This window comes from Brevibacillus brevis (assembly GCF_001039275.2).
Lineage (GTDB): Bacteria > Bacillota > Bacilli > Brevibacillales > Brevibacillaceae > Brevibacillus > Brevibacillus brevis_C.
Genome location: NZ_CP030117.1, coordinates 5288260 through 5313200 on the forward strand (window position 1 = coordinate 5288260; position 24941 = coordinate 5313200).

Below are 24941 nucleotides of genomic sequence, written 5' to 3' on the forward strand. Positions count from 1 at the left end.
GGAATTTCAGCTTCACTTATGAACTACCTCCTCGAAACTTCTACGTTTGAAGCGCTCCCGTCATTTATTCCGGAGCGGACAGTCAATTCCCCCTTGCGGGGCGTAGGCCGAAGCGTAGACTGGAAATGCGCTTCTTCCCCCACCACAACAGCTCTAATAAACAAAAAGACCGCCAGAGCCATTGACTCTGACGGTCTAACATACTAATCCATGCTTTCATCCGAAATCGAAAGTGAGAATCCACCTGAGAGTAAATAAAGATAACTAGACACGTTCCCTTTTGGCTTGATGATCTGCTTGATCGCCCGGACGTATAGCCTGATCTGGCCTTCGTATCTTCTTTTCATCTCTTCGATGGCTGCGGCAGTCGCCTCGTTTGCCATCCAATCTGTCTTGAAATCGATCAGGACGAGGCTGCCATCCTGCTCCTCCAACAGGCAATCAATGACTCCTTGTACGACAACCTGCTCGTCGCTTTCTTCACCTAACTCAGCTTCTACTTCATAAGCAGGAATCACGAGGGTAAACGGCAGTTCACGATGCACGACCGCCGCCGCCTTCATTCGCTGCCCCAAAGGATCGGCGAAGAATCGGGCGATCTGGGGAACATCTACTGCTCGTACCTGCTCGTCAGTCAAAAAGCGGCGTGCCGCGAGTGCCGTCACCTGCTCCTGAATATCTGCTTCATCCAGCGGACGCTTCAAATCGAGATGCTGGAACACTAAGTGTGTGATTGTCCCTTTTTCTGCTGCTGTCAGTCGAGTGGATTTTTGCTCAGACAAAAACTTTGGCTTTTCCGTAATGGACGGAAGTATGAGGGACTGACCGCCTTTGCTGACTTTGGCATGTCGCTTGAGTTCGCTGACACTCCATTTTGCAGCTACGCGTGGCGCAATTGGATGTGGGTCCTGCCATCCTAATCTCTTGTCGACAATCTCTCGCAAAGTATCATTAGACGGTCGTTCCGGGATCGCCTCTCGTCTGGTCATGCGTTCCCACAGAGACACCTCGTCGTTGGTTGACTCTCCTTGGGCACGGAGCTCATCTGCCTGATAGAAGTGAAACGACCAAACCGAATCATCCGACACACTTCTGACTCTCACGACTTCTCCTGAGCCTTGTTGCTCTGGATATGCCCGCAGCACTCCCGCACCAGGATGTCGCAGCATCGCACGCCCCACCCAGTCCAGATATCCCTTTGCCTGAATCAAGTCTTCGTCACTGAGCCGCTCGCTGTCATCCTGTCTGCCCCAATCTGTCACACTTTTTGCGAGATCCTTGGATGAACCGACAAGAATGAGCTTCTCGCGTGCACGCGTCAAAGCCACATAAAGCACACGCATTTCCTCTGCCAGCATATCCCGGCGCAGCTTTTGCCGGATGCCCAGCGCAGCCAGACTCGGATAGCGTAGCTGCATGGAGGGCTCAATAGCCATCGGTCCAAAGCCCAGATCTTTATGCAGCAAAAACTGGCTTTTCAAATCCATCGTATTAAACTGCTTGCCCATGCCCGCCACAAAAACAACAGGGAACTCCAGCCCCTTACTTTTGTGGATCGTCATGATGCGTACAACGTCCTCGTTTTCCCCGATGGTTCTTGCTTCGCCCATATCATTGCCGGCTTCTTGCAAACGGTCGACAAAGCGCAAAAAGCGGAACAAGCCACGATAGGAGCCAGCTTCGTATTGTCTCGCACGATCATAGAGCGCACGCAAGTTGGCCTGTCGCTGCTGACCGTTTTCTAGAGCCGCCACATAATCGAGATAGCCTGTCTCCCGGTACAGCATCGTCAGCAGTTCTGATAAAGCACCTCTGCGAGCCTCTGTCCGCCATAGATCCAATCGGACAAAAAACTGTCGCAGCCTTTTCTCCCAAGGCTCTTGGGCCGGACGTTCCTCTGCATATTGGAGTACCGCTTGGTGAAACGGCCCTGTCGCGTAGTGAATGCGGATTTGAGCAAGTTGCTCCTCTCGCAAGCCGACGATAGGAGACCGCAATACAGCTGCTAATGGAATGTCTTGGAGCGGGTTGTCAATGACACGCAGCAAGGAGAGCATCGTTTCTACCTCAATCGCCGCGAAATAACCCGCAGTCTGCTCCGCATACACAGGAATTCCTGCTGCGTGCAGCTCCTCTTGCATCGTCTGCCCCCAGCCAGAGGTCGCACGAAGCAAAATAACGATATCGTGATAGGCCAGCGGGCGCATTCCTCCAGCCTTTTTATCGAAAACGAGCAGTGGCTCTTCTCCCTCGCCCGGCTCCATCCAACTACGAATGCGGCTGGCAATTAGTCGTGCTTCCAGCTGTGCAACACTCGCTTCCTCTCCCGACTCTCCCTCGGGAATACCTGCTTCGCTCTCATCTGTCGCCTCTGCAACTACCGCCTGACCTTCTTCTGCTATCGCTGCATTCCGGTCGATCAGATGCATCTCAGCCTGCAAACGGTTCGGCTGTACCTCAGGATAAGACGCACGGTTGATCAGCTCCGCCGAAGGATCATAACCGATCTCACCTACCCCGTGAGACATGATCTGGCGAAACAAAAAGTTAACGGCATCTACGACTTCCCTTCTACTGCGGAAGTTCGCCGCCAGATCGATGCGCCGACCGATGCAAGCTTCGTCAGCATCACCATCTTTTTGATAGGTCACATATTTTTCGAGAAACAGCTTCGGCTCTGCCAAGCGGAACCGATAAATACTCTGCTTCACATCCCCCACCATGAAACGATTCGCTGGCTGACCATTCGCTCCGTCTCGGGAAACCATTTGCAAGATGGTTTCCTGCACGAGGTTGATATCCTGATATTCGTCTACCAGCACTTCAGCGAACTGTTCACGCAATTGAGTGGATATAGACGAAGGAACAGTCTCCCCCGACTCATTCGTTTCGGTTAAAACGCGCAGAGCCAGATGCTCCAAGTCGCCAAAGTCGACCAAGCCACGCGAACGCTTCTCCAATTGAAAAGCATCCGAAAATGCTGTAACCAGCCTAGCTAATGTCTGCATGTGAGGAGCAAGCCGCTGCAAATCGGCGACGTACTGCTCGGCTGTCGTAGAAAAGTATTGCTCGATTTGCTCTGCCAGTTCCTTTTTCACACTGTTTCGCAGGTCCTGCACCTGCTCCTTCACGAGCGGATCTGTGCCTTTCACCGGAGGCAGCTTGGCAAATACAACTCCTCGAACAGCTTCGACAGTCGCTTCCCAGCCATCTTTGCAAGCCGCTGCTGCACGATGCAGGGCAGCCGCTTCCGCCTCAAGCAAAGGCAAATAGCCAGCAGGCCCTTCCGGTGAGCCTGCCAACTGAACTGCCCTGCGCATCTTAGCCGTCATTCCACCGAGTGCCAGCTCCACAGAACGCAGCACGCTCCTGGTCCACACGAGCCCGTCCAGACCGTTTTTATCGTGAACCGCAAACATTCCTGCCGCTTCCCCGAGCCATTGTTCTGGTGCTGGATGACTGCGTGAAAACTCATACAGCCTAAGCAGCAATAGGGTGAGGGCATGATCGTCCTGACCGTCCAGCATCACATCAGCTAATGCATGAAAATCCGCGTCATTCTCATACCAGCTCTCGAGCTGTTCCTCCAAGACATCCTGCCGCAAAAGCTCCCCTTCCATCTGATCGGCTATGCGAAAATCAGGATCGAGTTCAATCAGATAGTAATACTGGCGCAAAATCCCCAAGCAAAACGAGTGAAGTGTCGTAATCGTCGCCCGCTGGAGCAACGCCAGTTGTCGACGCAGGTGTGAAGAGTGCGGGGCATCTTTCAATGCTTTTCGCAAGGCATCGCCAATCCGGTGACGCATCTCTGCCGCAGCCGCATTCGTAAAGGTCACCACCAATAGCTGATCGACTCCAACCGGGTCCTTCTCGTCCATGATGCGTCGGATAATCCGCTCAACCAGGACTGAGGTTTTCCCAGAGCCTGCAGCCGCTGCCACCAGGAGATTATTCCCGCGCTGGATAATCGCTTGCCATTGCTCGTCCGTCCATTGTTCAGGCTTGGCCTGCAATTGTTGATCCACCATCGGTCATTCCTCCTTCTCCCGCCATCTGCTGCTCTGCCAGCATGCTCCATATTTGCTTGTTGTTCCACTTGGCAAGCTGTCGGTGCTCATTCCCGCCCGCATCTCCGTCAAATTTGCATACTGGCTTGTACGAACAGAAATCACAAGCGGTCATTGTTCCGTTTGTGTACGGTTCGATCTGGATTTCCCCGTTGGTCATGCGCGTACTGATTTGCTTCACGGTATCGCGAACATAGGAGGTCAAGGCTTGGAACTGCTCGGCTGTTGCCACGGATGATCGCGACGAAAGCGTTCCGTCCTTTTTGATTTCAAATGGCACCAGCTCTGACGCCCCTTGCTCTACATAGCCATCCATCATTCGTGCCAGCTCTGGGTCTGCGAGCATCAAGCCTTTCATGCGCAATCGCTTTGCCCGCTCCTTTGCCGCCTCGTCAGCCGTCAGCAACCGTTTTGCCGTCACAAAAGGATCGGCTACCTGATAGTAGAAAACGCCTCCCATTTCGGCTTTTTTCCCTAACCATTCCTCGGCATTAGCCACGACGACATCGAGATAGACGAGAAGTTGCAAGTTCAGGCCATTCCAAACGTCGGAGAGAGACAGCTGCTTGGGACTGGACTTGTAGTCAATCACGCGCAAATACGGGACCTCACTATCCAGTGATTGGTCAACGCGGTCAATTCGTCCGATTAACTGAAGCTCCACGCCATTTTCAAGGGTTAAAGCCAATCCCGGCAAATCTGAATTCGGCCCAAACGAAACCTCTAGTCCTACTGGGGCAAAACGGCTGCGCTTCGCATGCTCCCCGAGTACGTAAATCGCCCGGCCAACTGCTCGCTTCAGCTTGCCAGACAAATAACGATACCGGGCTGTCCGCGTCAAAATGCTGCTGCGAGTCGCTGGAACCAGTTCTTCTACCACTACGTTTGCAAGCTGCATGCTATTGTCTTCCGTCAGCTTGCTCCACTCCAGATTGTCTTCGTTCATTTTTTCAACGGCTCGCTTGAGTGAAGCATGGAACAGCTCTCCCACATCGAAACGCTCCAGCTTGTACATCGTTCTCTCCGACAATCTGAGACCATGAGAAGAGAAATGCGAGAACGGACATGACTGGAACCGCTCCAGACGGGACACGCTCATTTTTAGTTGTTTTCCGTACAGGGTCGTACTCGTTTCCAAGTCCAGCTCCTGCGGTCGATTGAAGTAGCGCAAGCCGGACAACAGCCACTGCTCCCGTTTGACCTCGGAAGAAGCACGAATATACCAGTCGTATACCTCCCACCAGAAGTCTGGCAGCTCTCCTGTTTTCTTCATCGATCGCAATAGCGTCAATAGATGGCGGAACACACGTCTCGGATGTCCGAGCAGGAATGCATCTGTCTCGTGCTGCCCCGTCGGTTCGTTGTAAAACACCTGATGCGGGATATCCGGAAGCACTTCACGGATGCGGGTAAACACAGAGGAAGGCAACAAGGCCTTGCCCTCTTCATCTGCCAGCGCACAGCTCAGGATCAGTCTCTCCGATGGTCTCGTCATCGCTTGGTACAACAGGTAAGGCTCTGCCATCAGTCGTTGCTTCGCACTGGGTGCCAGAGACATACCCATTTCAGCCAGTCGCTCACGTTCCGCCTCATCCAGAATCCCTTCTTCTTTTGGACGCAACGGAATAATGCCCTCGTTTACGCCAAGCAAAAACAGAGCTTTGACATCGGGTTGACGGGAGCGCTCCATAGCCCCGATCAGCACCTGATCTAGTGCCGGGGGAACGAGTCCCAATTCAATCGTCTCCAGACCACTGTCGAGCACCCGGGCAAATGTCGCCAGGTCCATGCTCTCGTCGCCCATGACCTCCACGACCTGATCCATCAGCTCGATCAATCCTGTCCATACTTGTCCATGCACCTGTGCTGCATCGAGATCGCCGTCATTTTCCGCCTTTCGCTGCCAATGCTCCAGCTTGTTAGGCACGTCCAGCGCGATCAGAAGGTTGTACAGGGCAAGAGTCATTTCCTGTACGTTTATGCCCGTTGCTTGCTTCATCTCTTTTTCAAAGGACAGGAGCGGTGCTGCGTATTTGCGTCTCAACTCATCGATTCTCGCATCTTCCTCAACGCCAGCCTGCCCGCGGAAATGCCAAGCAGATTCTTCTGCCCATTGATAGCCAAAGACACCATGAGCCAACACGTAGTTTTCCAGTCGGTCGATTTCCTTCCGAGCTGTATGCTCATCAGTGATATCCAGCAGGAGCAGGTCTGTTTTCAAGCAGCGGAAAACAGCGTCGTAGCGCCACCTCGTAACAATGACCTCCAATGCCGAGCGCACCAGCTCCACCAAGGGATGGTGCATGACAGAGCGCTTCTGGTCCAAGAAGTGCGGGATGCCGTATTCGGTAAACACAGCGGAAATCTCATCCGCGTACGTCCCAATTTCCCGAAGCAAAATCGCCATGTCCTTCCAGCGATACCCCTCTTCTCTCGACAGAGTCAGGAGCTTCAGCGCCACGGCCTCTACCTCTGCCCGCCTGTTCACTGCTGAAAGCATCGTCACTTCGTCCGCTCGTCCGGGCTGATCTGGGATCGGCGGGTCCCCCCATTGGAAATACACTTGTTCGACCTGACGTAGCCATGGACTGCTCTTGAATCGCTGTGCCTCGGTCAATAAAAGCGGCTTGGCGATTGATACACCCGATTCACGCGCCATCAGTGTCAAGGCTTGGTATGTTCGCAGTGTAGGATGGAACAGCCCCAGTTCATCCACAGAGGCGTCACGTTCATTCGGGTCAAGCGTCAGCGCAATCGTCACCTGCTTGGCGTGCTGCATCAACTGCTCGATCAAGCGAAGCTCTTGATTCGTAAACCCGGTAAAGCCATCGATAAATATTTCAGCCTGCTTGATGTACGTGGAATCACGCACCATCGTTGCCACTCGGTTCAGGATGTCGTCTGCATCACAATACCCCTCTGACAAGTAAGCCTCGTACGCATTCATAATCAAGCGAAGGTCATGTATTTTTTGATTGAGATTAGCTCCTCCCCACTCCAGATTCTCGGAATGAGTAAAGGATACCCCATACGATTTGCACTCGCTAATCAAGCGACCGAGCTGAGAAGCAAACCCAGGCTGTGTCGCCGAGCGCCCGAATAGGTTCAGCTCTTCCTTGTGCCGCTCCAAAAGCATGCGCAAAACCATATGCTTACCCAGATCGTCAACAGGCACGGTAGTCAGATCGCCCAGCTCCTGCATGAGCCTGTGAGCCAATCGACCGAAGCTGAGCACCTGTGTCCCCATTACACCGCCTAGCTCTGGGAGTGTGGCGAGCGCATACTCTTCCTGAAAGCTGGCCTGTTCCGGCACGAGCAGAATCATAGGCGAACCCAACGGCTTTTCCCGCAGCCGGGCTTGCATCTGCCGATGAATTGATTCTGTCTTCCCCGTTCCTGCCCGTCCCAGTATAAATTGGACTGCCATGATTTTTCCCCTTCCCTACTCCATTTCCAGATGCAGCATGCTGCCTTTTCCCATCGGTTCTGCAGGTGTCACGACCAGACGACGCGGCATGCGCACACGTATTTCCGGGACGTGGCTAATGACTCCGATAGTGAAATCGTCCATGCGCAGTCGCTCAAGCGCATCCATAACGACTTCCAAAAGCTCCGGATCGAGTGTCCCAAAGCCTTCGTCCAGGAAGAAAAACTCCAGGCGCCCGCCACGCATTTGAATCTCCATCGACAGGGCAAGAGCCAGCGACAAGGAGGTCAGGAATGTTTCCCCGCCAGACAATGTGCTTACTGGACGGCGCATTCCTCCAGCTCCCTCATCCCGCAAAACAAATTCGCCCTCGTCGCCGATTTCCAGCCCGTAACGATTGGCGGTCATCCGCTTCAGGTGATAGGAAGCGTCTCTGGCGATTGATACCAGTTTTTCCTCCGCAATGAATTGGACAAACGCCTTGGCTTCGAATAATTTTTTCAACTCTTCCAAGCGGCTCTGCTCATCCTGCTGCTGGACCATCTCTTTATGAAGCTCTTGCCATTTGTCATGGTTTTTTTCCATGCGATCCACGTGCTCTTTGGCGACAGCGACTTGCTTTTGCGCTTCCTGGAAGGCTTGCTCCCATTGATCCCACGCCTCTTTAGCGGTGGTGAGCTCTTCCTGCGTAAACGAACGGCCTGCTACTGCTTGCTGCAACCTTTCTTCCTCATAACGAAGCTGCCCTGCGATTCGCGTGTAAGCCTCGACTTGTTCCCGTGCCTGCGGCAATTGCTCACGCTCTGCGTACCTTTCCCGAACATACTCGACAGTACCGAGACCTGTTTCCTGCAAGCCCTGGTACAATGTCTCGTGAGCTTCCGTGCGTTGCCGTGTAAGGATGGCCAGCGTCTCTGAATACTTGACCAGATTGTTTTGCACCGTTTCTCGCGCCTCGGCGGTCTCTTTGCGCTTTGTCTCTGCCAGCGTGACTGCTTGACGCAAACCGAGGAGAGAATCCTCGACCCGCATCAAACACTCCTGCGCAGTAAGTCCTCCCGTGCGCTCCAACCATTGGGCATGCTTTTGTTCCCACATGCGCTTTCTATCTTCCAGCTTTTCCTTCAGCGCCGCTTCCCGTGATTTGCCCTCTACCTTGCGCGACTTGGCAGCTTCTACTTGCATCGTCAGCTTTCCGCGTAGCGTTTCTTTCTCTGATCGTACCTGCTGAAGTTCTGCCAAACGGCGATCTGATTTTCCGATTTCTTCGTACCGCTGTTCGATTTCCTCAATGGGAAGCTCATTGCGCTTCGCGTCCAGCTCTTCTCTTGATTGCTTTTCTTGCGTGGAAGCAGCGTCCATGCGTGCTTTATTCTCATCGATTGCCTTCTGTGCCTGCTCGAGCAACAGCGTGCTCCGCTCCATCAATCGTTTCTTTTCCGCTTCTTCCTCACGCAAGACCTCCAACTGCTGCTGCAATTGCTCACGCTCTGCTTTTAGTCGCTCTCTTTCCGCTTGCTTGGCGATCAGTTCTTTTTCCTCGCGTTGATAGACGGCGAGTAGCTCTTCAAAAGAATCTACGACCCAAGGCTGTCCGTACCCGCGGCACTCTTCCTTGATCGCTTCCAAGCGCGCTTCCAACTGTTCCTGTTCAGCCTTTACACTCGCTAGGCGCTCATCAAAAGCAGCAAGCGCTCCCTTTGCTGCCAACCAAGCTTCCTTGTTCTTGCCTGCTTCTTGTTCAGCCGTACGCAAAGCCTCTTCTGACGCTTTGATCCGGGCACGAAGCGCGTCACCCTCCGTCCCTGCTTCAGACGCTTTTGTATGGTTCTGGTGGCCATGCGGGTGGTGTTCGGAACCACATACCGGACACTCCTTGCCTTCCTCTAAACGTTCGCGCAAAAATCGCGCCATATTCTCCTGCTGCCAGCGTTCCCATTCCTGGCGCAGCTCATCTCGTTGGGCCAGTTGACTCTTCACAAGTGCTTCGCTTGCCTCTACTGCCCGAGTCAGCTCTTGATTGCGCTCATCCAACTGCTTACGCTCCTGGACGATGTGCTGCGACTTCTCCTGCCATGATGAGAAAGCCTGTAATACTTCCCGCCACTGCCGACCTACCTGCTTCATATCTGCCAGTACATTCCTTGCTTTCTCCCATTCTGCTTCGCTCATCAATGCCGAGTCGGCTGGTGCTGCCAGTGCTTCTCTTTTTTGTGCCAAGCGATTCGCGCACGCTTCCCAGTTGCGCTTGTGCTCATCGGCAGTATGGGTTGCCGCCTGAATGTGCTCCTGTGCTGCGAGTTGTTCTTTTTCCAGCTCACGTACCTTGGCATGGTCCCGCTCCCACTGCTGCTTCGCTTCTCTGGCTGTCGCTATTTGTGCTCGCCATTCGGGAGAGATCGTGACTTGCTTCATCTGTTCTTGCAGATCCGCCCACGCAAGCTCCCAGTTTTTTAAGTCGGCCTCATCCTTTTCCAGCTGTTGTTCTATGTTAGTCAAGGCGACTGACACTTCATTCCACTCTCGCTCCAGACCTGTCCACTCTTCCCGGATCGCCTTTAGCTCCTCTTCCCACTCCTGCGCCTGTACCAGTCTGCCCTTTTGCTGAATCAGCAAGGGCTCCTGTACAGCCAACTCGGCATGGACCTTCTGATACGCTTGCTCTGCCTCATCTACGGCCAAACGAGCACTCTCCTGTTGTTCGCGGCTACGTTCCAATGCCGTACCGGTCGCATGCCATTCCTGATCCAAACGCTCATATTGCTGGAGTAATGGCCACAGTCGAATACTCGACTCCCATTCGCGAATCTTCTCCGTTAGGGCTGTCATTTCCGCTTCATTTGCTTCCTGCTGCTGTAGTTGCGCCTGAACTTGCACTAGCTCCTGATGCCACTGGTTAAGCTGCTCCAGCTCCTTGAGCTTCCCTGCCAGCTCCTGTTTTTGCTGGGTGAATTCCTGCTCTTTTTGCGCAGCTTCCTCCCACGTTTGTCTCGCCAGCTCCAAGGCTTCCGGACCTGCTTCACCCAGAGCTGCGCTCGCCAGTTGCAAGCGATGCATCTGTTCCTTAACCTGCTCCAAAGCGTGCCGTACGCGCTCACTCAGCTTTTCCCCATAAATATGTAGGCGGAACATCCGTTGCAGCATTTCATTGCGCTCACTGCCCTTCAGCGTCAAGAAGCGGGAAAATTGACCCTGTGGCAAAACGACCGCCCGGGTAAAGTCCTGCAAAGTGAGACCAATCAGTGCCTCAATCGCGGCTGTCGCGGACGTGGCTTTGGACTCCAATACGACATCCGGCTCTCCGGTCAAGGCTCCCGACTGAATCAGCCTTACTTCCGGCTGTCGCTTGTTCCCCTTTTTATCTAAGCCAAATTCCCGTTCCACTGTATATTGCTTACGCTCATCGCCAGTTCCCAGCTCAAAGGTAAAGGAAACGAAAACGCGCTGCTCCAGCTGGTTCAGCACTTCTTTCGGGTGATTACCTCCACCCAGCCGGACGACCTGCCCGTACAACGCAAGCGTGATCGCGTCCAAGATCGTCGATTTCCCGCTTCCAGTCGGGCCGAATATCCCAAATAGTCCCGCCTGACACAGCATTTCGAAATCGACCTCTTGCATTTCTCGATAGCTGTGCATCCCTGCCAGCTTCAATCGTATCGGTCTCACTCTACTTCCCCCTCTCCCCCGGTTTCTGCCAATAGACGCTGGAACAAGGCCACCAGCTGCTCATCCGGCTCTGCTCCCCGCCTCCGTTCATAGAAGCGTTTGAACAATTGATCGGACGAAAGCTCTGTCAGCTCGACCCGCTGTTCCTCTTCCTCCTCACGCTCTTCCCTCACGACAACACGCTGTATTTTCAAGAAATCATCCGAAAGCTTGCGGACACGCTGAAATTCTGCCGGGTCGATCACGCCAGACACATGCAGCTCCAAGTCAATCCACGCCCCTGCATCGCGTCCCTCTTCCAACCAGCGCTCGACTTGCTCGATTCCCTCCGTCGCCCTCCAACGTGCCAAAGGCCGTGCGCTCGTCAAATAAATGATCTCCTCACGTACTTCTTGCCCTGGCTCCACCTCAACCAGTACGACTGCCTTGCTCTGTCCTGCTTCGGAAAAGCTGTACGAAATCGGTGAGCCGCTGTAACGTACCAACGGCTTGTCACTGAGCTTTTGCAGTCGATGGAGATGACCGAGCGCCACATAATCAGCGTTCTTCGGAAAAGCCTGTGGCGATACAGTCAGTGCTCCCCCAATTTGAATCGGACGCTCAGAATCTGTTTCCTTACCGCCCATGACAAACAAATGACTCGTGACCAGGTTGACTGTATCCTCGCGAAAATGAACAGACAGATCAGCAAGCAATTGCGCAATGCGCTCGGAAAAGGCAAGCTGCATCTGCTCTTGGGTAAAGCTTTCGCTCAACAGCTCCTTTAATCGCGATTCAGAAGGATAAGGCAAGGCCAAAATTACCGCATTCGCAGCGCAGCCGGGAATCTTCATCTCCAGCCAAGATGGGCCTCCCTGCACAATTTGCACGCGATCAGACGATACTTCTTGTGTCAGCAATGGTGCTTCCTTTGGCAAGCCCAACAAAACGATCCCATGCTTTGTAGCAAGCGGCGCTGCTGCTCGCACCCGCTCAGGCTGATCATGGTTCCCCGCGATCACGACAACTCCTCGCCTGCCTTCCGAAGACAAGCGCTCCAATGCATCATAAAAAAGCTCTTCCGCCCAAGCAGGCGGATTGACCGAATCGTACACATCCCCGGCAATGAGCACCAAATCCACTTCCCGCTCATCAGCTATGTGACAGAGCTCGTCCACAAACGCCGCTTGTTCAATCCGGCGGTCCCGCCCTTCCAGTTGCCGCCCGAAATGCCAGTCGGCTGTATGTAATATCCGCATGATTACTATCACTCTCCACGATCATGTGTTTGCTTTTCATTGTAACAAAAGACAGCGCTGTTCGCGGTTGAAATTTACTCCACTTTTCTCGTAACTTTTGCTCCTGGCTGCTCGTCTTCCAACTGAACAGATCGCGATTGATCGATCTCAACCCGGAAAGGAGCTTGTTACCGTTGCGTAATTCCCGCCTGTTGCTCACCCTGACAGTAGGACTTGCCGTCTCCAGTCTCGTCCTCACTGCCCCCTCTTCCCTTGCCTCCAGAGAGCCTACCAAGACCCAAGTAATGGATTGGATTAACAAGCAAGCCAAAGATCCAGTTGTTTCCGACTACTTTGATTTTCAACTCGTCAATCTGGATGATGATCCGGAACTAGAAATTGTCGCCAAGCATAACGGCAGCGTACATATCGGGAATTTTTACGTTTTGGATCAAAAGCCTGATCGTACGTATGCCCTCATCGCGGAAGAGAAATGGAATCCACCACGCCTGCAATTGGATCGTTGGGACTTTACGCGTGAAGTGAATCACTCCGAGATCGACAAATACGACGACGCTGAACTGCGTTTGCTTGCAGAAAAACGAGTCTTTGAAACCGTCCATCATACTGGCGGATCAGGCATATGTATCTACGAGGCGAATCTATGGTATCTGGACAAAGGGCGTCTGGTCAAAGCATGGGAAGGGCTGCTGCGGGAAACGGTTTCCATACCAGGTGGTCAACTTTTCCGGACTGTCGGCAGTTATCAAATCCTTCACGACGACACTGAAAAACCTTTGCTCTACCACTGGCAAACACAACAGGAGCTAAACCCGGATACAGGTGAACCACTTCCGGGCAAACCTGATACTTCTTTGCAAATTTATCGTTGGGAAAATGGTGTTTTTGTACCTTTGAATGTTGAAAAACCGTCTGGGCAATAGCCTGACGGTCTGTAAATTCGCTGTCTTCTATCGTTACGGTTGTGGTGGGGTCGAAGCCCTGTGACAGGACTTCCCAACAGATGTGTATCTGATCCGATGCTTTTACACCATGTATGAAAGTGGGACATGAAGCATCTTTGAATCCACCCGCAGATTGTTTTATCAAAAGCTCGTGGGAAGAAGTGCATTTCCAGTCCAAGCGCCTCTGGAGCCCTACCCAGCTATGAAATAAATGGCGGGGAATTTCAGCTTCACCTATGAGATCCTTCCTCGAAACTTCAACATTTGAAGCGCTCCCGCCATTTATTTCATAGCGGCCAGTGAATCACCCCTTGCGGGGCGTAGGCCGAAGCGTAGACTGGAAATGCGCTTCTTCCCTTACTACGGCCACCTTATATAAACAAAGCTGCCCTCCCACGAATCAGGAGCGCAGCTTTTCCTCTTATCTTCTCAGCTTTTCATTTGTCGGTGACTTCAACGTCTGCAAGCACATGTAGCAGATGATCCCGAACAAAATCGTGATAATCATCGAGTGAGTCAGCGTAGCGTACAGGTGAAGCTTGTAGATAATCACGAAGCCGCCGCTGAACACCTGCGCGATGCAAAGAATAAAGCTCAGGATACTTGCACCGTACAAATCACGCCGTTTTTCCTTGAAATGACGTATGCAGTAAATCATTGTCCCCAGCAACAAGAATCCCAACACCAACGCAGCGATTCTGTGGGCAAAATGAATACCGGTCTGTCCGTACAAATCTGGGATGACCTGTCCCTGACACAGTGGCCAGTCACTGCATGCCATACTTGAACCCGTATGTCTGACATACGCTCCGAGATAAACAACAGCGTACGTATAAGTAGCGACGAACCACATCCAGTTGCGGAAGCCTTTTGAGACGGTCGTTTTCACCAAGCTTTGCGTTTTTTCCCGCTGATAAACGAATACACTCAACAAGAATACGCCCGAATAAGCAAGCAAGGAGAATCCGAAGTGCAGAGCCAAAACAGATGAGGACTGTGGCCAAATAACGGCAGAAGCACCGAGAATGGATTCCACTACGATGAAAAACAAACCAAAAATAGCGAGATTGCGAACTTCTTGGTTGCCTTTGTAATAGCGCCAGCAAAGTACAGAGAAAATCACGACAACAATACCGGCAACACCTGTAATCAGGCGATGAGAATATTCAATAATGGATGCCAATGTGTATTCTGGAACCCATTTACCGTTGCACAGCGGCCAGTCATTTCCACAGCCGAGTGCTGAATCTGTCTTGGTAACAAGCGAACCGGCTACCATTACGATAAACATGATCAAGGTAGCAAGAAAAGCTAACGGCTTCAGCCATTTTTCCATAGTAATTCACCCTGTTTCTTGTGAGGATCAAACAACACCTCGTTCTATGTCCTCTTTTACGATAATGAAACATCCCCTGCTAAGCAAGGGATGTTCCGTGAACATTTAGTGAGTGTTTCGTGTCAATAATAGTTGACCATGGTACTAATGACGATCGCTGCACAAAACACGGTTAAATAAAGGATGGAAAAACCGAACAGTTTGCGTGCCCACGTGAGATCATCCTTGGTTTTGAACCCTTGGAAAAGCAGAACCATGTACACAATCCCCATCACGCCCATGATGAGCAAATACACATAGCCTAGGCTAGCATGGACAAACAGCAGCAAAGAAGCCGGGAACAACACCGAACCCCACAGCATCATTTGTCGCTTGGTCTCGGCAAAGCCTTTTACTACCGGTAGCATCGGCAGATTTCCTGCACGGTATTCTTCTGTTTTCAGCATGGCCAACGCCAAAAAATGGGGAGGCTGCCACAAGAACAAAACCAGGAACAACAGCCAAGCAGTCATGTCCATGGTGCCTGTTACCGCTACCCACCCAATTACCGGAGGAGCTGCACCTGAAATACCGCCTATCACCGTATTGAGAGTGGTCACTCGTTTCAGCGGCGTGTAAATCAGCACATAAAAAATGTGACCGATCAATCCCCAAACCGCCGCCAAGGGATTCGCATAGACAGCCAACACAGTAACTCCTGCCAACAGCAGGCCAATCCCTAAGAGGATCGCGTTACGTGCAGAAATTCTTCCGGTCGCTACCGCACGATTTTGCGTCCGCTTCATTTTTTTGTCCAGATCACGGTCGTAGAAATTGTTTAAAGCCGCACCCGACATAATGACCAAAGCGGTTCCTAGCATGGTGAATAGAGCCAGTTTCCAGTTCGGATAACCGTAGGACGCTAACCATAAAGCAGCAAAAGTGGTCATCAAGTTTGACAGGGTAATGCCAGGCTTCGTCAGTTGTACGTAATCCCGAAAGGTAGCTGGCCCTACCGGCTGTGTCTGCAAAGAAGCATCGGCATCAAGCGATTCCTGCACGGTCATTTGCTGGTCCACGTTTTGTACCTCCTGTTTCCTTCTATCTGAACATCCGAATCATGACTGGATAAACTAACTACATTGTATCCAATGCCCCAAAAACTACGAAAACGATTACTTACCAAAAATTACATCCAGCACGCCAGATGTTTCGCCACCTGGATAAATCCAGTACAGCAGCAGATAAACCGCAGCTCCCGTAATCGAGGTGACAAACCACACAATGGAAGTCCAAGGACCGATCTTACGATGAGAAGCATAGTTTTTCGTGTAAGCGTATCTGAGTGTAATCAGCCCCATCACACCACCGACTGTTGCCAGGATGATGTGGAAGAACAAGAATGTCTGATAGATTGGTTTGATGCTGTCTGGCCCGCCAAAATGCGTGTTTCCGATAAACGCCGTTCTGGAAACATACGTGATAAAGAAGATCGTGGCACAGATCGCAGCCCACTTCATAATCTTCATATGCTTTTCTACTTGCTTTTTCGCAATGGCGTACCAGCCAATCGCAACGAGAATTCCGCTAATGACAATAAAAGCCGTACTTACCGTAGGCAATATGAGCCCCATTTTTCCACCTCATTCAACAAGCGTTTCTGCTGTTCGCGCGTATTTAAAAAGTCGGCTTTTCAGCACCGAAAGATTGATCCATCGGCATGTCGTCCTGCTTCTCTGCCTTGTACCAATGGTAGAAGACATAGGCCAGTACGCAGCCGTAAACAAGCTCCTGAACCAGCTTCATAATGATTCCGCCAAGACGCTGATCGTTAAAAGCGTCGAGGCTCTGGAATAGCTGTGGAGCAGCTATATACGTAGCGTACAGCGGTTCCGAGGCAAAAATAATCAGCGCACAGGCTGGTGTAATCAAGACACCGTTTGCAAAAACGTACGATAGTTTTTTCAATCCGGCCAGTTGTCGCTTGTTATCAGACAACGGACTCACAATTGGCCACCACATCGCAAATGCAGCAATCACGAGAATGACATGATAAAACGTCATCCACTCATGGTTGATCGCGACGGCATCAAAGATAAACGGAACATGGTAAAACGAAAACAGTGAGTTGAACAACAGCGCTGCCACTAACGGATGTGTCAAAGAGTTCAGGATGAACTTTAGCGCTTTCGGACGGAAAATCTTGGCCAAAAGCCATTCAGGCATTGCCAGAAGCATAAGCGGCGGCAGGGCAAAGTACAAGATCGATTGTTGGAGCATGTGCAAACTAAACATGTAATGATGGCCGTAATAACTGATAGGGCTTCCTTGTGCGGCGTAAAACAACACGATTGCCAACACAAAAAGCAATCTTTGCTTGCCAGTCGCCGGTGTAGCGTTTTCAAAACGTTTATGCATAGGACCTGTTACGAGAAAGTAGACAGTCGTCACGAGCAACGACAAAAGCATCACATCCGGACTCCATAAATCCGAGAAGGTTGCTGATCCGGCAGCCGGTGACATCTCGTGCATTTGATGTTCATTCCCCATGTTTATATCCTCCCTTCCAAATGTAAAATCTTGGACGATACCTCACTCGCTGGGCGTCGTCATATGTACGTTTTGTGTCAATATGAAATACCAATTTTTATCTATTAAATGTTGCCCTTGATCCAATCTCCATTATACCGTTGATTCCCTTTTTCTTTGTAGACAAAAATGAACAAAGTGTTGAACAATACCATTCACAAAATAGACATATAAAAAGAAAAGACCCTTTTTGTTTGAGTCAACATAGTGGAGGAGAAGAAAAAGCATAGTTCTCTTCGACTCTGACACGCCCGCACGGGGGATTCACTGTCCGTCTCCACTTCCAAAAGGGGACCGTCGAGCCAAAGCCACCCTACGGGCGGAAGTTTCTCAAGGAAGAAGTGTTCGACAAGCGTGATCCCCTTTTGGAAGTTCCGACTGGGTAGGCGTTGTCAAGGTCTACGAGCCCTGTGCTTTTTCTTCTCACCAGCTTTATTGGTTCATCGCTACCTTTTAAAACCTTTCCTATATGAAAAAAAAGAGTCCAGATCTTGTCTGAACTCTTTTTCCTTTCTAATATTAAAGTCCAAAGGAAACGAACTTCGTCTCCAAATACTCATCCATTCCGTAGCGGCCACCCTCACGGCCGATTCCGCTTTCCTTGAAACCGCCAAACGGCGCTTGTGTCTGGGTAGGCGATCCGTCATTGATCCCAACGATTCCGTATTCGAGGAGCTCAGCCATGCGGAAGCAACGCTGATTATCTCGAGTGTACACATAAGCAGCCAAGCCATACCGCGTGTCGTTTGCCATCTGTACGACATCCGCTTCCTCTGTAAAACGCACGAGTGGAACGACAGGACCGAACGTTTCCTCAAAAGAGATTTTCATATCCGATGTAACACCAGCGAGCAAGGTCGGTTCGCAATAGAAGCCCTTCGCATAATCACCTTCAACCAGACGATTTCCGCCGTATACTACTTGCCCGCCTTTATCCTTGGCGTCCTCGATATGCTCGAGCACCTTGTTCAGGGCACGCTCGTTCACCAGTGGACCGATCTCTGTCTCTTTCTGGCGACCATCCCCTACCTTCGCACGCTTCAGACGCTCTACCAGCTTTTCTGTGAAAGCGTCTGCGACATCCTCGTGGACGTACAGACGGTTCGTGCAAATGCACATTTGACCGGAGTTACGGAACTTGCTCTCAAACAGACCTTTTACGGCTGCATCCAGATCAGCATCCGGGAATACGATGAACGGCGCGTGACCACCAAGCTCCATGCTGACGCGCTTCACTTGCTTTGCCGCGCCCTCCATCAGCAGCTTGCCGACACGAGTGGAGCCTGTAAATCCAATTTTGGAGAGCTTCGGATTGTCGATGAACTCCTTCCCAATCGATTCAGGATTTCCAATGACGAGGTTTACGACGCCTTTTGGAAAGCCAGCCTGCTCAATCAGCTCAAACATGCGAATTGCAGACAGCGGCGTGCTTTCTGCTGGCTTTAAAACCACCGTGCAACCGGCAGCCAACGCCGGAGCGATCTTACGTGCAACCATGTTCACCGGGAAGTTCCACGGGGTAATCGCCCCTACCACCCCTACAGGCTGACGCAGCACCATGATGCGCTTGTTCGCAACCGAGGATGGGATCGTTTCTCCGTTGACTCTCTTGGCTTCTTCTGCGTACCAGACAAAGTTATCAGCGGCACCCAGCACTTCGCCTTTTGCCTCGCCCAAAGGCTTACCCATCTCAGCAGAAATGATGCCCGCCAGTTCGTCCCGATTGTTTTTCACCAGCTCAGACAAGTTGTACAAATATTTGGCGCGCTCGCGAGCGGTCAATCGAGACCAGCTTGCGAATGCCTGATGAGCAGCGTCGATGGCCTTGTTGGCATCGCGACCATCGCCGAAGGTTACTGTTCCAACTGTTTCCCCTGTAGCAGGATTCGTAATCTGAATGGACTCACCGCTCTCGGCAGTTACCCATTCTCCATTAATAAACATTTGCTTGTACTCTCCCATGACATTCGCTCCTCTCAATCTCTCTCAATAGATTGGTTTTAGGGCCTCAAACGGATTCTTGCAATGCCGGCAATACAAGATACTTCGACAAGCAGCAGGGCCAAACAGATTCTCAATTTGTGTATACGGAGAATCACAATAGGGACAGGCTACCTCCCATGTATCCCCCGGTTTGAAGTCAAGCGGTGGCGGCGCGATGCCAAAGCTTTTCAGCTTATCGCGAGCATCCAAGGCGATACGATCAGATGTCCAGGCTGGATCATAGACGAACGCTACCTGGACCTGATTAATTCCTTCTGCCTCCACCAGCTTTTCTGTGATGTTCTTCTTCATGATCTCGAGTGCCGGACAGCCGACAAAGGTAGGGAGCACCTCGACGTGTACGATGTCTGCCTCGATGCGCACTTTGTGAATCATCCCCATCTCCACCATGCTGATCACCGGAATTTCGGGATCCGTTACTTGCTGCAGCAGTTCCCAGCATGTCGCTTCAAGCCCTTCATGCAGTTGCAGTTCTTCTTGCGCCATGAGAGAATCACTCCTTTTTACCAGCCTGCAGCCGGATCAATACGATACACTTCAGACAAGGTAGCCAAAGCTTGCACCAGATCAGCAGTATGTTCACCGTGACGGCCGCGCTCTTGTGGCACTCCTGGCTCACCCGGCCAGTCGAGTCCTGCTTCTTCGAAAATGTCTTTGGTCAAAGTCAGCCATTTTTGTTTCAGTTGCTCTTCTTCTGCAATCAAGCCAAATTGAACGATATCGCTCTGGTTTGGTCCAAGATGAGGCAGCTCCCCGGCATCCTTCCAAACTTCTGCAATGGCTGCCTCCAGTCTCTGACGCGCATCAGCCGTACTGTTCGCCAATTGCTTCAACCAAACTTGCCAGTGCATCAGATGATAGCGATGCTCTGTCATCATTTTGCGGCTGACCAGCGCAAGTGGTGCGTATGACGACTGCGTAAGAGCCTCCAAGCGAACCTGCTTGTATAAGCCGTACACATAGCTGCGAACAATCGCATAAGCCCAATCGTAATGAGGATGATCGTTGTAATCGCCGTCGCCGTTTTTACGCTCTACCAAGATCGCATTGGAAAACACCTTCGCCTCGCGGAGCTGTGCGAGATCGTCTGCTTTGCCTACTCCTAGTTGCTCAAGCATTTCATAGAACATCACGGCATGGCCCATCATGTCCTGAGACATCGATGAAAACGCCACATCTTCTTCAATATGCGGAGCAAGCCCCAGCCATTCCGATCCACGATAAGCCAATATAAAATCGTCATCAGCAAGCTGGAACAACAGGTCGGTCAAGGCTTTTGCAAATGACGGGTTTTGGTTTGCTGCTTCTACTGTTTCTACATGTAAACGGTCGCCCATGATTGTATCCCTCCTGCTTAACTGCCGTTGCCTGCATGCTTCTGTTTTTCTTCGTACTGCTCGCGATGGTGGCGCCATCTTGACTGCAAGTCGCCGTATCCTTTGGTCTCCCGATAGCTCTTGTTGTCGAGTCTTTCCAGGAAAGGACGCTCCTCTGGCGGAAGTCCAAAAATATCGTCGCGCTTGACTACCCACAAATTAAAACAAGGCTCACGGCGCAAGAAATTCTCCCTCGCCATGCTCAATGCGACTTCTTTATTGGGTGCCAACAAACTGAACTGTTGGACGAACGGAGCATTTACGCTTTTTTGGCTGAATACTTCGTATATGAAAAAGTTTTCGTTGCTCATCCACATTCACCTACCCTACTTGTCGGCCGTACGACATAATCGCATCGCGCACCCATTTGGTTTCCTCATAAGACATTACCCGAAGATTCAGACGGTGAGCGGAGCGTGGTCCGTTCCCCTTGACGATTTGCTTGAACTCTTCCCAATCAGGCTGTTGGTAGACCCATTTGTCTTCTGCCTCGTCGAAGTAAATCGTATCGTCTGGAACTGTGCAGCCGAGGTGGAAAATACGCGGCAAGTACTTTTTCAGGAATACTTGGCGCAATTCTTCATTGGTCTGTGTACGAATCTTGTAGCGCATGTTGGCTTCCTGATTGCTCGTAATGTTGCCGTTTTCCGGCGGTCCGAAAAACATCAAGAGGGCAGGCCACCAACGATGGATGGCATCTTGCAGCATTTGGCGCTGTTCATCGGTGCCTTCTGCCAACTCTAAGACGATACTCTCCCCGTGCTGGGCGTGGAACTTTTCTTCCGCACAGATCCGATGCAGAGCGCGGGCATAAGGTGCATACGATGTATCAAGCGACATCGATTGCGTAATAATAGCCGCTCCGTCAACCAGCCAGCCGATCACACCAGCATCAGCCCAGGTAGGTGCTTCCATGTGGAATACATTGTGAAATTTCAGTCTCTTTGAAAACAAATCATTCATGATATCCTCGCGCGTCTTGCCTAATGGCTCAAGCAAATCTTCTGCGACGCGAAGCAGCAATTGACCATGCCCCATCTCGTCCTGGACCTTGGCCATAATCGCCAGCTTTCTGCGTAGTGTCGGCGCCTTTGGTACCCATTCTTTTTCCGGCAGTGCACCCATGATCTCACTGATGCCATGCATCGAAATCAGCTTGATCAACTGGTTGCGATAGTCGTCTGGCATCCAATCGTCTGCCTCTATTTTTTCCCCGCGATCGATTCTCGCTAAAAACGCTTCCAACTTTTCGTTTTCAGTCAAATCAGCATGTTCGAGCCTCATTTGCATGGAGAACGCCCTCCTTTTATCAGATATGCATTATGATAAAATTATAATACGTTTTTATAACGCAATAATAACATATCGTCATACGTTTTTGCAATACGCTTACATGGAGACTCTCCTATTCTCCGTGCCCAGTTATATCTGCTGCCTTTTTCAATTCCTCAGCCATATGCCGCAGCTCTTGCATGACTGCATCCAGCTCCTGTATTCGCGTCGACTGCTGTACGCTGTGATTCATCGTCTTCTCCATTTCACCAGTAACCGTTCCGACGAGTGCATTCATTTCATCCAACAGTTGGAAAATGCCCTTCGCTGAAGTAGCCGTCGTCTGGGAAAGCTGACGGATTTCCTCTGCGACCACGGAAAAGCCGCGACCAGCAGCACCTGCACGTGCCGCTTCAAGGACGGCATTCAATCCTAGGACATTCGAGCGTGTTGAGATATTGCGAATCAATTCGTTGATCTGGGTCGTCTCTGTAATTTTCAGCTCTAATTGACCGGCTGCATCACTCAGCGTGTGGCTAGCCTGTGCCAAATGGTCCGCGTCCTTTGCCAGACTTTCTGTGTGCTGTGCGATATTTTCCAGCGCGTCCGTCAAATTTTGAGCCAAGCCGTGCAAGCGATCCTCTTGATCGGTCGTCACGCCTGTCGCCAAGCAACCGACTACTTGTCCGTTTTCGACAAGCGGATAACCGACTGCGATATAAGGAATGCCGTAGAGCTCTTTGGAAATCTTCTTCACTACCCGCTTGCCCTCTTTTACCGCCGTCGCATTAATACTCCCCGGGCGCAATTCGTCTCCTACTCGAATCCCCAGGTTCAAACCTTGTGCCGGATAGTAGGCGAGAAACTTCTCTTTATCGGTGACTCCTACCATACATTCAGACAAAAATGCCTTTTGTAAAATCGGTGCGACCATTAAGACGCTATTCAGCAATTGAGACATGCATGATCCTCCTACCCTTGTGATGAAAACAACGATTCCCCCCGCATTCTTCTTCAGTACGCGGAGGGAACTCACTTCTTTTACTTATTTAACGAGCTGGAACTTTCCATCCTTCACTTCAACCATGATCATACTGTCTTCTGTCAGACCGTTATGATCATCAGCCGTGAACTTGAATTCTCCGGTTACCCCTACGTATTTCACCTTTTCCAATACTTCGCCCAACTTGGATGTGTCGCCGCCTGCTTGCTTCAAGCCTTCCACGAGCAAATTCAAACCGTCGTACCCGTATCCCGCGAAGCCGTCTGGCTGTGCATTGTAGGCAGCTTGATAGCCATCCACGAATTTTTTGATGATGGCAGATTGCGGATCATCCGCCGCTACTTGTTCAGGGATGAGCAGTTTTCCAGCTACCATCAAGACACCCTCGCCAGCGTCTCCAATCAGTTCGAGGAATTTGCTGTTCGCAGAGCCATGGCTGCTAATGATCGGAATAGTGAGGTTCAATTGCTTGGCTTCCTTCACAATCGTAGCGGGTCCTGGGTTCGTACCTGCCACAATCAACGCCTGCGCATCAGTCCCTTTGATCTTGGTCAATTGGGAGCTCATGGACGGATCTTTTGTGCCGTATTTTTCTTCCGCTACAATCGTGATGCCGTATTCAGGCGCATATTTTTGCAATTGCGTCGTCCAGCCACTTCCGTATGGATTGCTGTCATTGAGCGTAGCAATTTTTGTAATGCCTTTTTCCTTCAAATATTTGAAGATGCGCTTCGTTCCGTGTACATCCGTGTGCGGTGTTTTGTAGATGCCTGCACGAACTGGATTGGTGATTTGGTCTGCCGCTGCCATCGAGATCAGCGGGAGCTTTTCTGCTGCGGCATATTCAGCCATCCCGAGAGACGGACCACTGCCTGAGGAGCCGAGTACAGCTACGACCTTTTCTTTCGAAGCGAGCTTTTTGATTGCTTTTACCGCTTCTGTATTGTCAGACTTGTCGTCTTCAAAAATGACTTCCAACGGTCGGCCATCCACTCCACCTGCTCCGTTTATTTCTTTTACCAACAGCTCTACCGCTTGCTTCTCCGGTACGCCGAGCGGACTGTTCGGACCAGTCAGTGAGAAAATAGCGCCGACCTTGATCGGGTCCTTGCTGGCGCCACCAGTGCCTGACTCTGCTGCTGGTGTAGTGCCGCCTCCACAGGCGCTCAAGAATACGAGCGAAGCGACTGCTGCTGGAAATAGCCAATTTTTGAATGTTCGTTTTTTCATGGGTGTACCCCCTCATGTATGTGGTTGATCTTGATCAAACTGCTATGTTGGCTACACTGCTTCGTGGGAGCTTCCCAAATAAGCAGATTGTACTCGTGGGTCATTCCTAATCTCGTCTGCCTTCCCTTCCAGCATGACAGCTCCCGTACTGAGTACGTAAGCCCGGTCGGAAATAGCGAGCGCTGCGCGAGCATTTTGCTCGACCAACAGCACCGTGGTCCCCCACTCCGAGCGAATCTCCTGCACAATCGTCAGGATTTCTTTGGCAATCAGTGGAGCCAATCCTAGCGAAGGCTCGTCCAACAAGAGAAGCTGCGGTCGAGACAAGAGCGCTCTGCCAATAGCGAGCATTTGCTGTTGCCCCCCGGAAAGCGTTCCCCCGAGCTGCCATTTCCGCTCTGCCAAAATCGGAAAACGTTCATACACCGTCTCCATTTCTTTGGCAATTTCCTTTTTGCTCGTCTTGGGTATCCGATGCGAAGCACCCAGCCACAAATTGTCCTCCACGGTCAGCGTCGAAAAAATTTGTCTGCGCTCCGGCACATGCGCCATCCCCCGGGGTACCACCAACTCAGCAGGGACACGCGTAATGTCCGCGTCACGAAACCAAATCTTCCCATCCTTTTCGCCGTGCAGACCGCAGATACAGTTCAAAAGCGTCGTTTTGCCTGCCCCATTTGCGCCTAACAGGGAGACGATCTCGCCTTCGTTCACTTGCAGAGTAATGCCGTGCAGCACTTCTACCGGACCGTAGCGAGCCGTGATGTTGTCTACTGTAAGGACTGCCTTCCCCATCATGTTCCACCT

The 24941-nt window shown here is 51.4% G+C and carries 17 protein-coding genes; 1 reads left to right on the plus strand and 16 read right to left on the minus strand.

Annotation, left to right across the window (positions count from 1 at the left end):
• Positions 1 to 203: 203 nt before the first annotated feature.
• From addA to AB432_RS25630, 4 genes are read right to left on the minus strand one after another with little or no spacing between them, the layout of a single operon-like run.
• Complete coding sequence (addA, locus tag AB432_RS25615; RefSeq protein ID WP_048034693.1) at positions 204 to 4031, minus strand: helicase-exonuclease AddAB subunit AddA; 3828 nt, start codon at positions 4029 to 4031, stop codon at positions 204 to 206.
• Positions 4000 to 7497 (minus strand): helicase-exonuclease AddAB subunit AddB, encoded by a 3498-nt coding sequence (gene addB, locus AB432_RS25620; protein ID WP_048034694.1) that lies wholly within the window; start codon positions 7495 to 7497, stop codon positions 4000 to 4002. The genes addA and addB overlap by 32 nt, the downstream gene beginning before the upstream one ends.
• 15 nt (positions 7498 to 7512) lie before the next feature.
• On the minus strand, positions 7513 to 11163 hold the full coding sequence (locus tag AB432_RS25625; protein WP_048034695.1) for an AAA family ATPase: 3651 nt from the start codon (positions 11161 to 11163) through the stop codon (positions 7513 to 7515).
• Entirely contained in the window at positions 11160 to 12401 is a 1242-nt protein-coding gene (locus AB432_RS25630) for an exonuclease SbcCD subunit D (protein WP_048034696.1), read from the minus strand. The genes AB432_RS25625 and AB432_RS25630 overlap by 4 nt, the downstream gene beginning before the upstream one ends.
• Positions 12402 to 12574: 173 nt before the next feature.
• Between AB432_RS25630 and AB432_RS25635 the strand changes: the two genes are divergently transcribed.
• Positions 12575 to 13324, plus strand: a complete 750-nt coding sequence (locus AB432_RS25635; protein WP_048034697.1) for a hypothetical protein — start codon at positions 12575 to 12577, stop codon at positions 13322 to 13324.
• Between the two features lie 442 nt (positions 13325 to 13766).
• Here the strand turns inward: AB432_RS25635 and AB432_RS25645 are convergent, their stop codons facing one another.
• The 12 genes from AB432_RS25645 to AB432_RS25705 all read right to left on the minus strand — a co-directional run bounded on the left by AB432_RS25645 (position 13767) and on the right by AB432_RS25705 (position 24929).
• Positions 13767 to 14681 (minus strand): COX15/CtaA family protein, encoded by a 915-nt coding sequence (locus AB432_RS25645; RefSeq protein ID WP_048034698.1) that lies wholly within the window; start codon positions 14679 to 14681, stop codon positions 13767 to 13769.
• A gap of 122 nt (positions 14682 to 14803) precedes the next feature.
• A complete protein-coding gene (cyoE, locus tag AB432_RS25650) occupies positions 14804 to 15739 on the minus strand; it encodes a heme o synthase (RefSeq protein WP_048034699.1) in 936 nt (311 codons plus the stop codon).
• A gap of 96 nt (positions 15740 to 15835) precedes the next feature.
• Positions 15836 to 16294, minus strand: coding sequence for a DUF420 domain-containing protein (locus AB432_RS25655; RefSeq protein ID WP_048034700.1), 459 nt, complete (start codon positions 16292 to 16294; stop codon positions 15836 to 15838).
• A gap of 43 nt (positions 16295 to 16337) precedes the next feature.
• The gene (locus AB432_RS25660; protein ID WP_048034701.1) at positions 16338 to 17210 is read right to left on the minus strand and encodes a cytochrome c oxidase assembly protein; all 873 of its coding nucleotides are present in this window, start codon (positions 17208 to 17210) and stop codon (positions 16338 to 16340) included.
• A gap of 558 nt (positions 17211 to 17768) precedes the next feature.
• The gene (locus AB432_RS25670) at positions 17769 to 19211 is read right to left on the minus strand and encodes an NAD-dependent succinate-semialdehyde dehydrogenase (protein ID WP_048034702.1); all 1443 of its coding nucleotides are present in this window, start codon (positions 19209 to 19211) and stop codon (positions 17769 to 17771) included.
• A 24-nt stretch (positions 19212 to 19235) separates the two neighbouring features.
• The gene (gene paaD, locus AB432_RS25675; RefSeq protein WP_048034703.1) at positions 19236 to 19739 is read right to left on the minus strand and encodes a 1,2-phenylacetyl-CoA epoxidase subunit PaaD; all 504 of its coding nucleotides are present in this window, start codon (positions 19737 to 19739) and stop codon (positions 19236 to 19238) included.
• Positions 19740 to 19756: 17 nt separating this feature from the next.
• Positions 19757 to 20590 carry a 1,2-phenylacetyl-CoA epoxidase subunit PaaC gene (gene paaC, locus AB432_RS25680; RefSeq protein WP_048034704.1) on the minus strand — a complete coding sequence of 278 codons (834 nt, stop codon included), beginning with the start codon at positions 20588 to 20590 and terminating at the stop codon, positions 19757 to 19759.
• Positions 20591 to 20607: 17 nt separating this feature from the next.
• The gene (paaB, locus tag AB432_RS25685) at positions 20608 to 20940 is read right to left on the minus strand and encodes a 1,2-phenylacetyl-CoA epoxidase subunit PaaB (RefSeq protein WP_015893218.1); all 333 of its coding nucleotides are present in this window, start codon (positions 20938 to 20940) and stop codon (positions 20608 to 20610) included.
• Between the two features lie 10 nt (positions 20941 to 20950).
• Positions 20951 to 21919 (minus strand): 1,2-phenylacetyl-CoA epoxidase subunit PaaA, encoded by a 969-nt coding sequence (gene paaA / locus AB432_RS25690; RefSeq protein ID WP_048034705.1) that lies wholly within the window; start codon positions 21917 to 21919, stop codon positions 20951 to 20953.
• Positions 21920 to 22034: 115 nt separating this feature from the next.
• Entirely contained in the window at positions 22035 to 22862 is an 828-nt protein-coding gene (locus AB432_RS25695; protein WP_048034706.1) for a methyl-accepting chemotaxis protein, read from the minus strand.
• A gap of 84 nt (positions 22863 to 22946) precedes the next feature.
• Positions 22947 to 24134: an ABC transporter substrate-binding protein gene (locus tag AB432_RS25700; protein WP_048034707.1), complete on the minus strand. Its 1188-nt coding sequence runs from the start codon at positions 24132 to 24134 to the stop codon at positions 22947 to 22949.
• 51 nt (positions 24135 to 24185) lie between these two features.
• The gene (locus tag AB432_RS25705) at positions 24186 to 24929 is read right to left on the minus strand and encodes an ABC transporter ATP-binding protein (protein WP_048034708.1); all 744 of its coding nucleotides are present in this window, start codon (positions 24927 to 24929) and stop codon (positions 24186 to 24188) included.
• Between the last annotated feature and the right edge of the window lie 12 nt (positions 24930 to 24941).

Coding starts and splice junctions, on each gene's coding strand:
- addB (WP_048034694.1), bottom strand. CDS start 7,497: ATGGCAGTCCAATTTATACTGGGACGGGCAGGAACGGGGAAGACAGAA.
- paaD (WP_048034703.1), bottom strand. CDS start 19,739: ATGGCGCAAGAAGAACTGCAACTGCATGAAGGGCTTGAAGCGACATGC.
- AB432_RS25630 (WP_048034696.1), bottom strand. CDS start 12,401: ATGCGGATATTACATACAGCCGACTGGCATTTCGGGCGGCAACTGGAA.
- paaA (WP_048034705.1), bottom strand. CDS start 21,919: ATGCAAATGAGGCTCGAACATGCTGATTTGACTGAAAACGAAAAGTTG.
- AB432_RS25670 (WP_048034702.1), bottom strand. CDS start 19,211: ATGGGAGAGTACAAGCAAATGTTTATTAATGGAGAATGGGTAACTGCC.
- AB432_RS25645 (WP_048034698.1), bottom strand. CDS start 14,681: ATGGAAAAATGGCTGAAGCCGTTAGCTTTTCTTGCTACCTTGATCATG.
- paaB (WP_015893218.1), bottom strand. CDS start 20,940: ATGAGCAACGAAAACTTTTTCATATACGAAGTATTCAGCCAAAAAAGC.
- AB432_RS25705 (WP_048034708.1), bottom strand. CDS start 24,929: ATGGGGAAGGCAGTCCTTACAGTAGACAACATCACGGCTCGCTACGGT.
- AB432_RS25660 (WP_048034701.1), bottom strand. CDS start 17,210: ATGGGGAATGAACATCAAATGCACGAGATGTCACCGGCTGCCGGATCA.
- AB432_RS25655 (WP_048034700.1), bottom strand. CDS start 16,294: ATGGGGCTCATATTGCCTACGGTAAGTACGGCTTTTATTGTCATTAGC.
- AB432_RS25700 (WP_048034707.1), bottom strand. CDS start 24,134: ATGAAAAAACGAACATTCAAAAATTGGCTATTTCCAGCAGCAGTCGCT.
- addA (WP_048034693.1), bottom strand. CDS start 4,031: ATGGTGGATCAACAATTGCAGGCCAAGCCTGAACAATGGACGGACGAG.
- paaC (WP_048034704.1), bottom strand. CDS start 20,590: ATGGGCGACCGTTTACATGTAGAAACAGTAGAAGCAGCAAACCAAAAC.
- AB432_RS25695 (WP_048034706.1), bottom strand. CDS start 22,862: ATGTCTCAATTGCTGAATAGCGTCTTAATGGTCGCACCGATTTTACAA.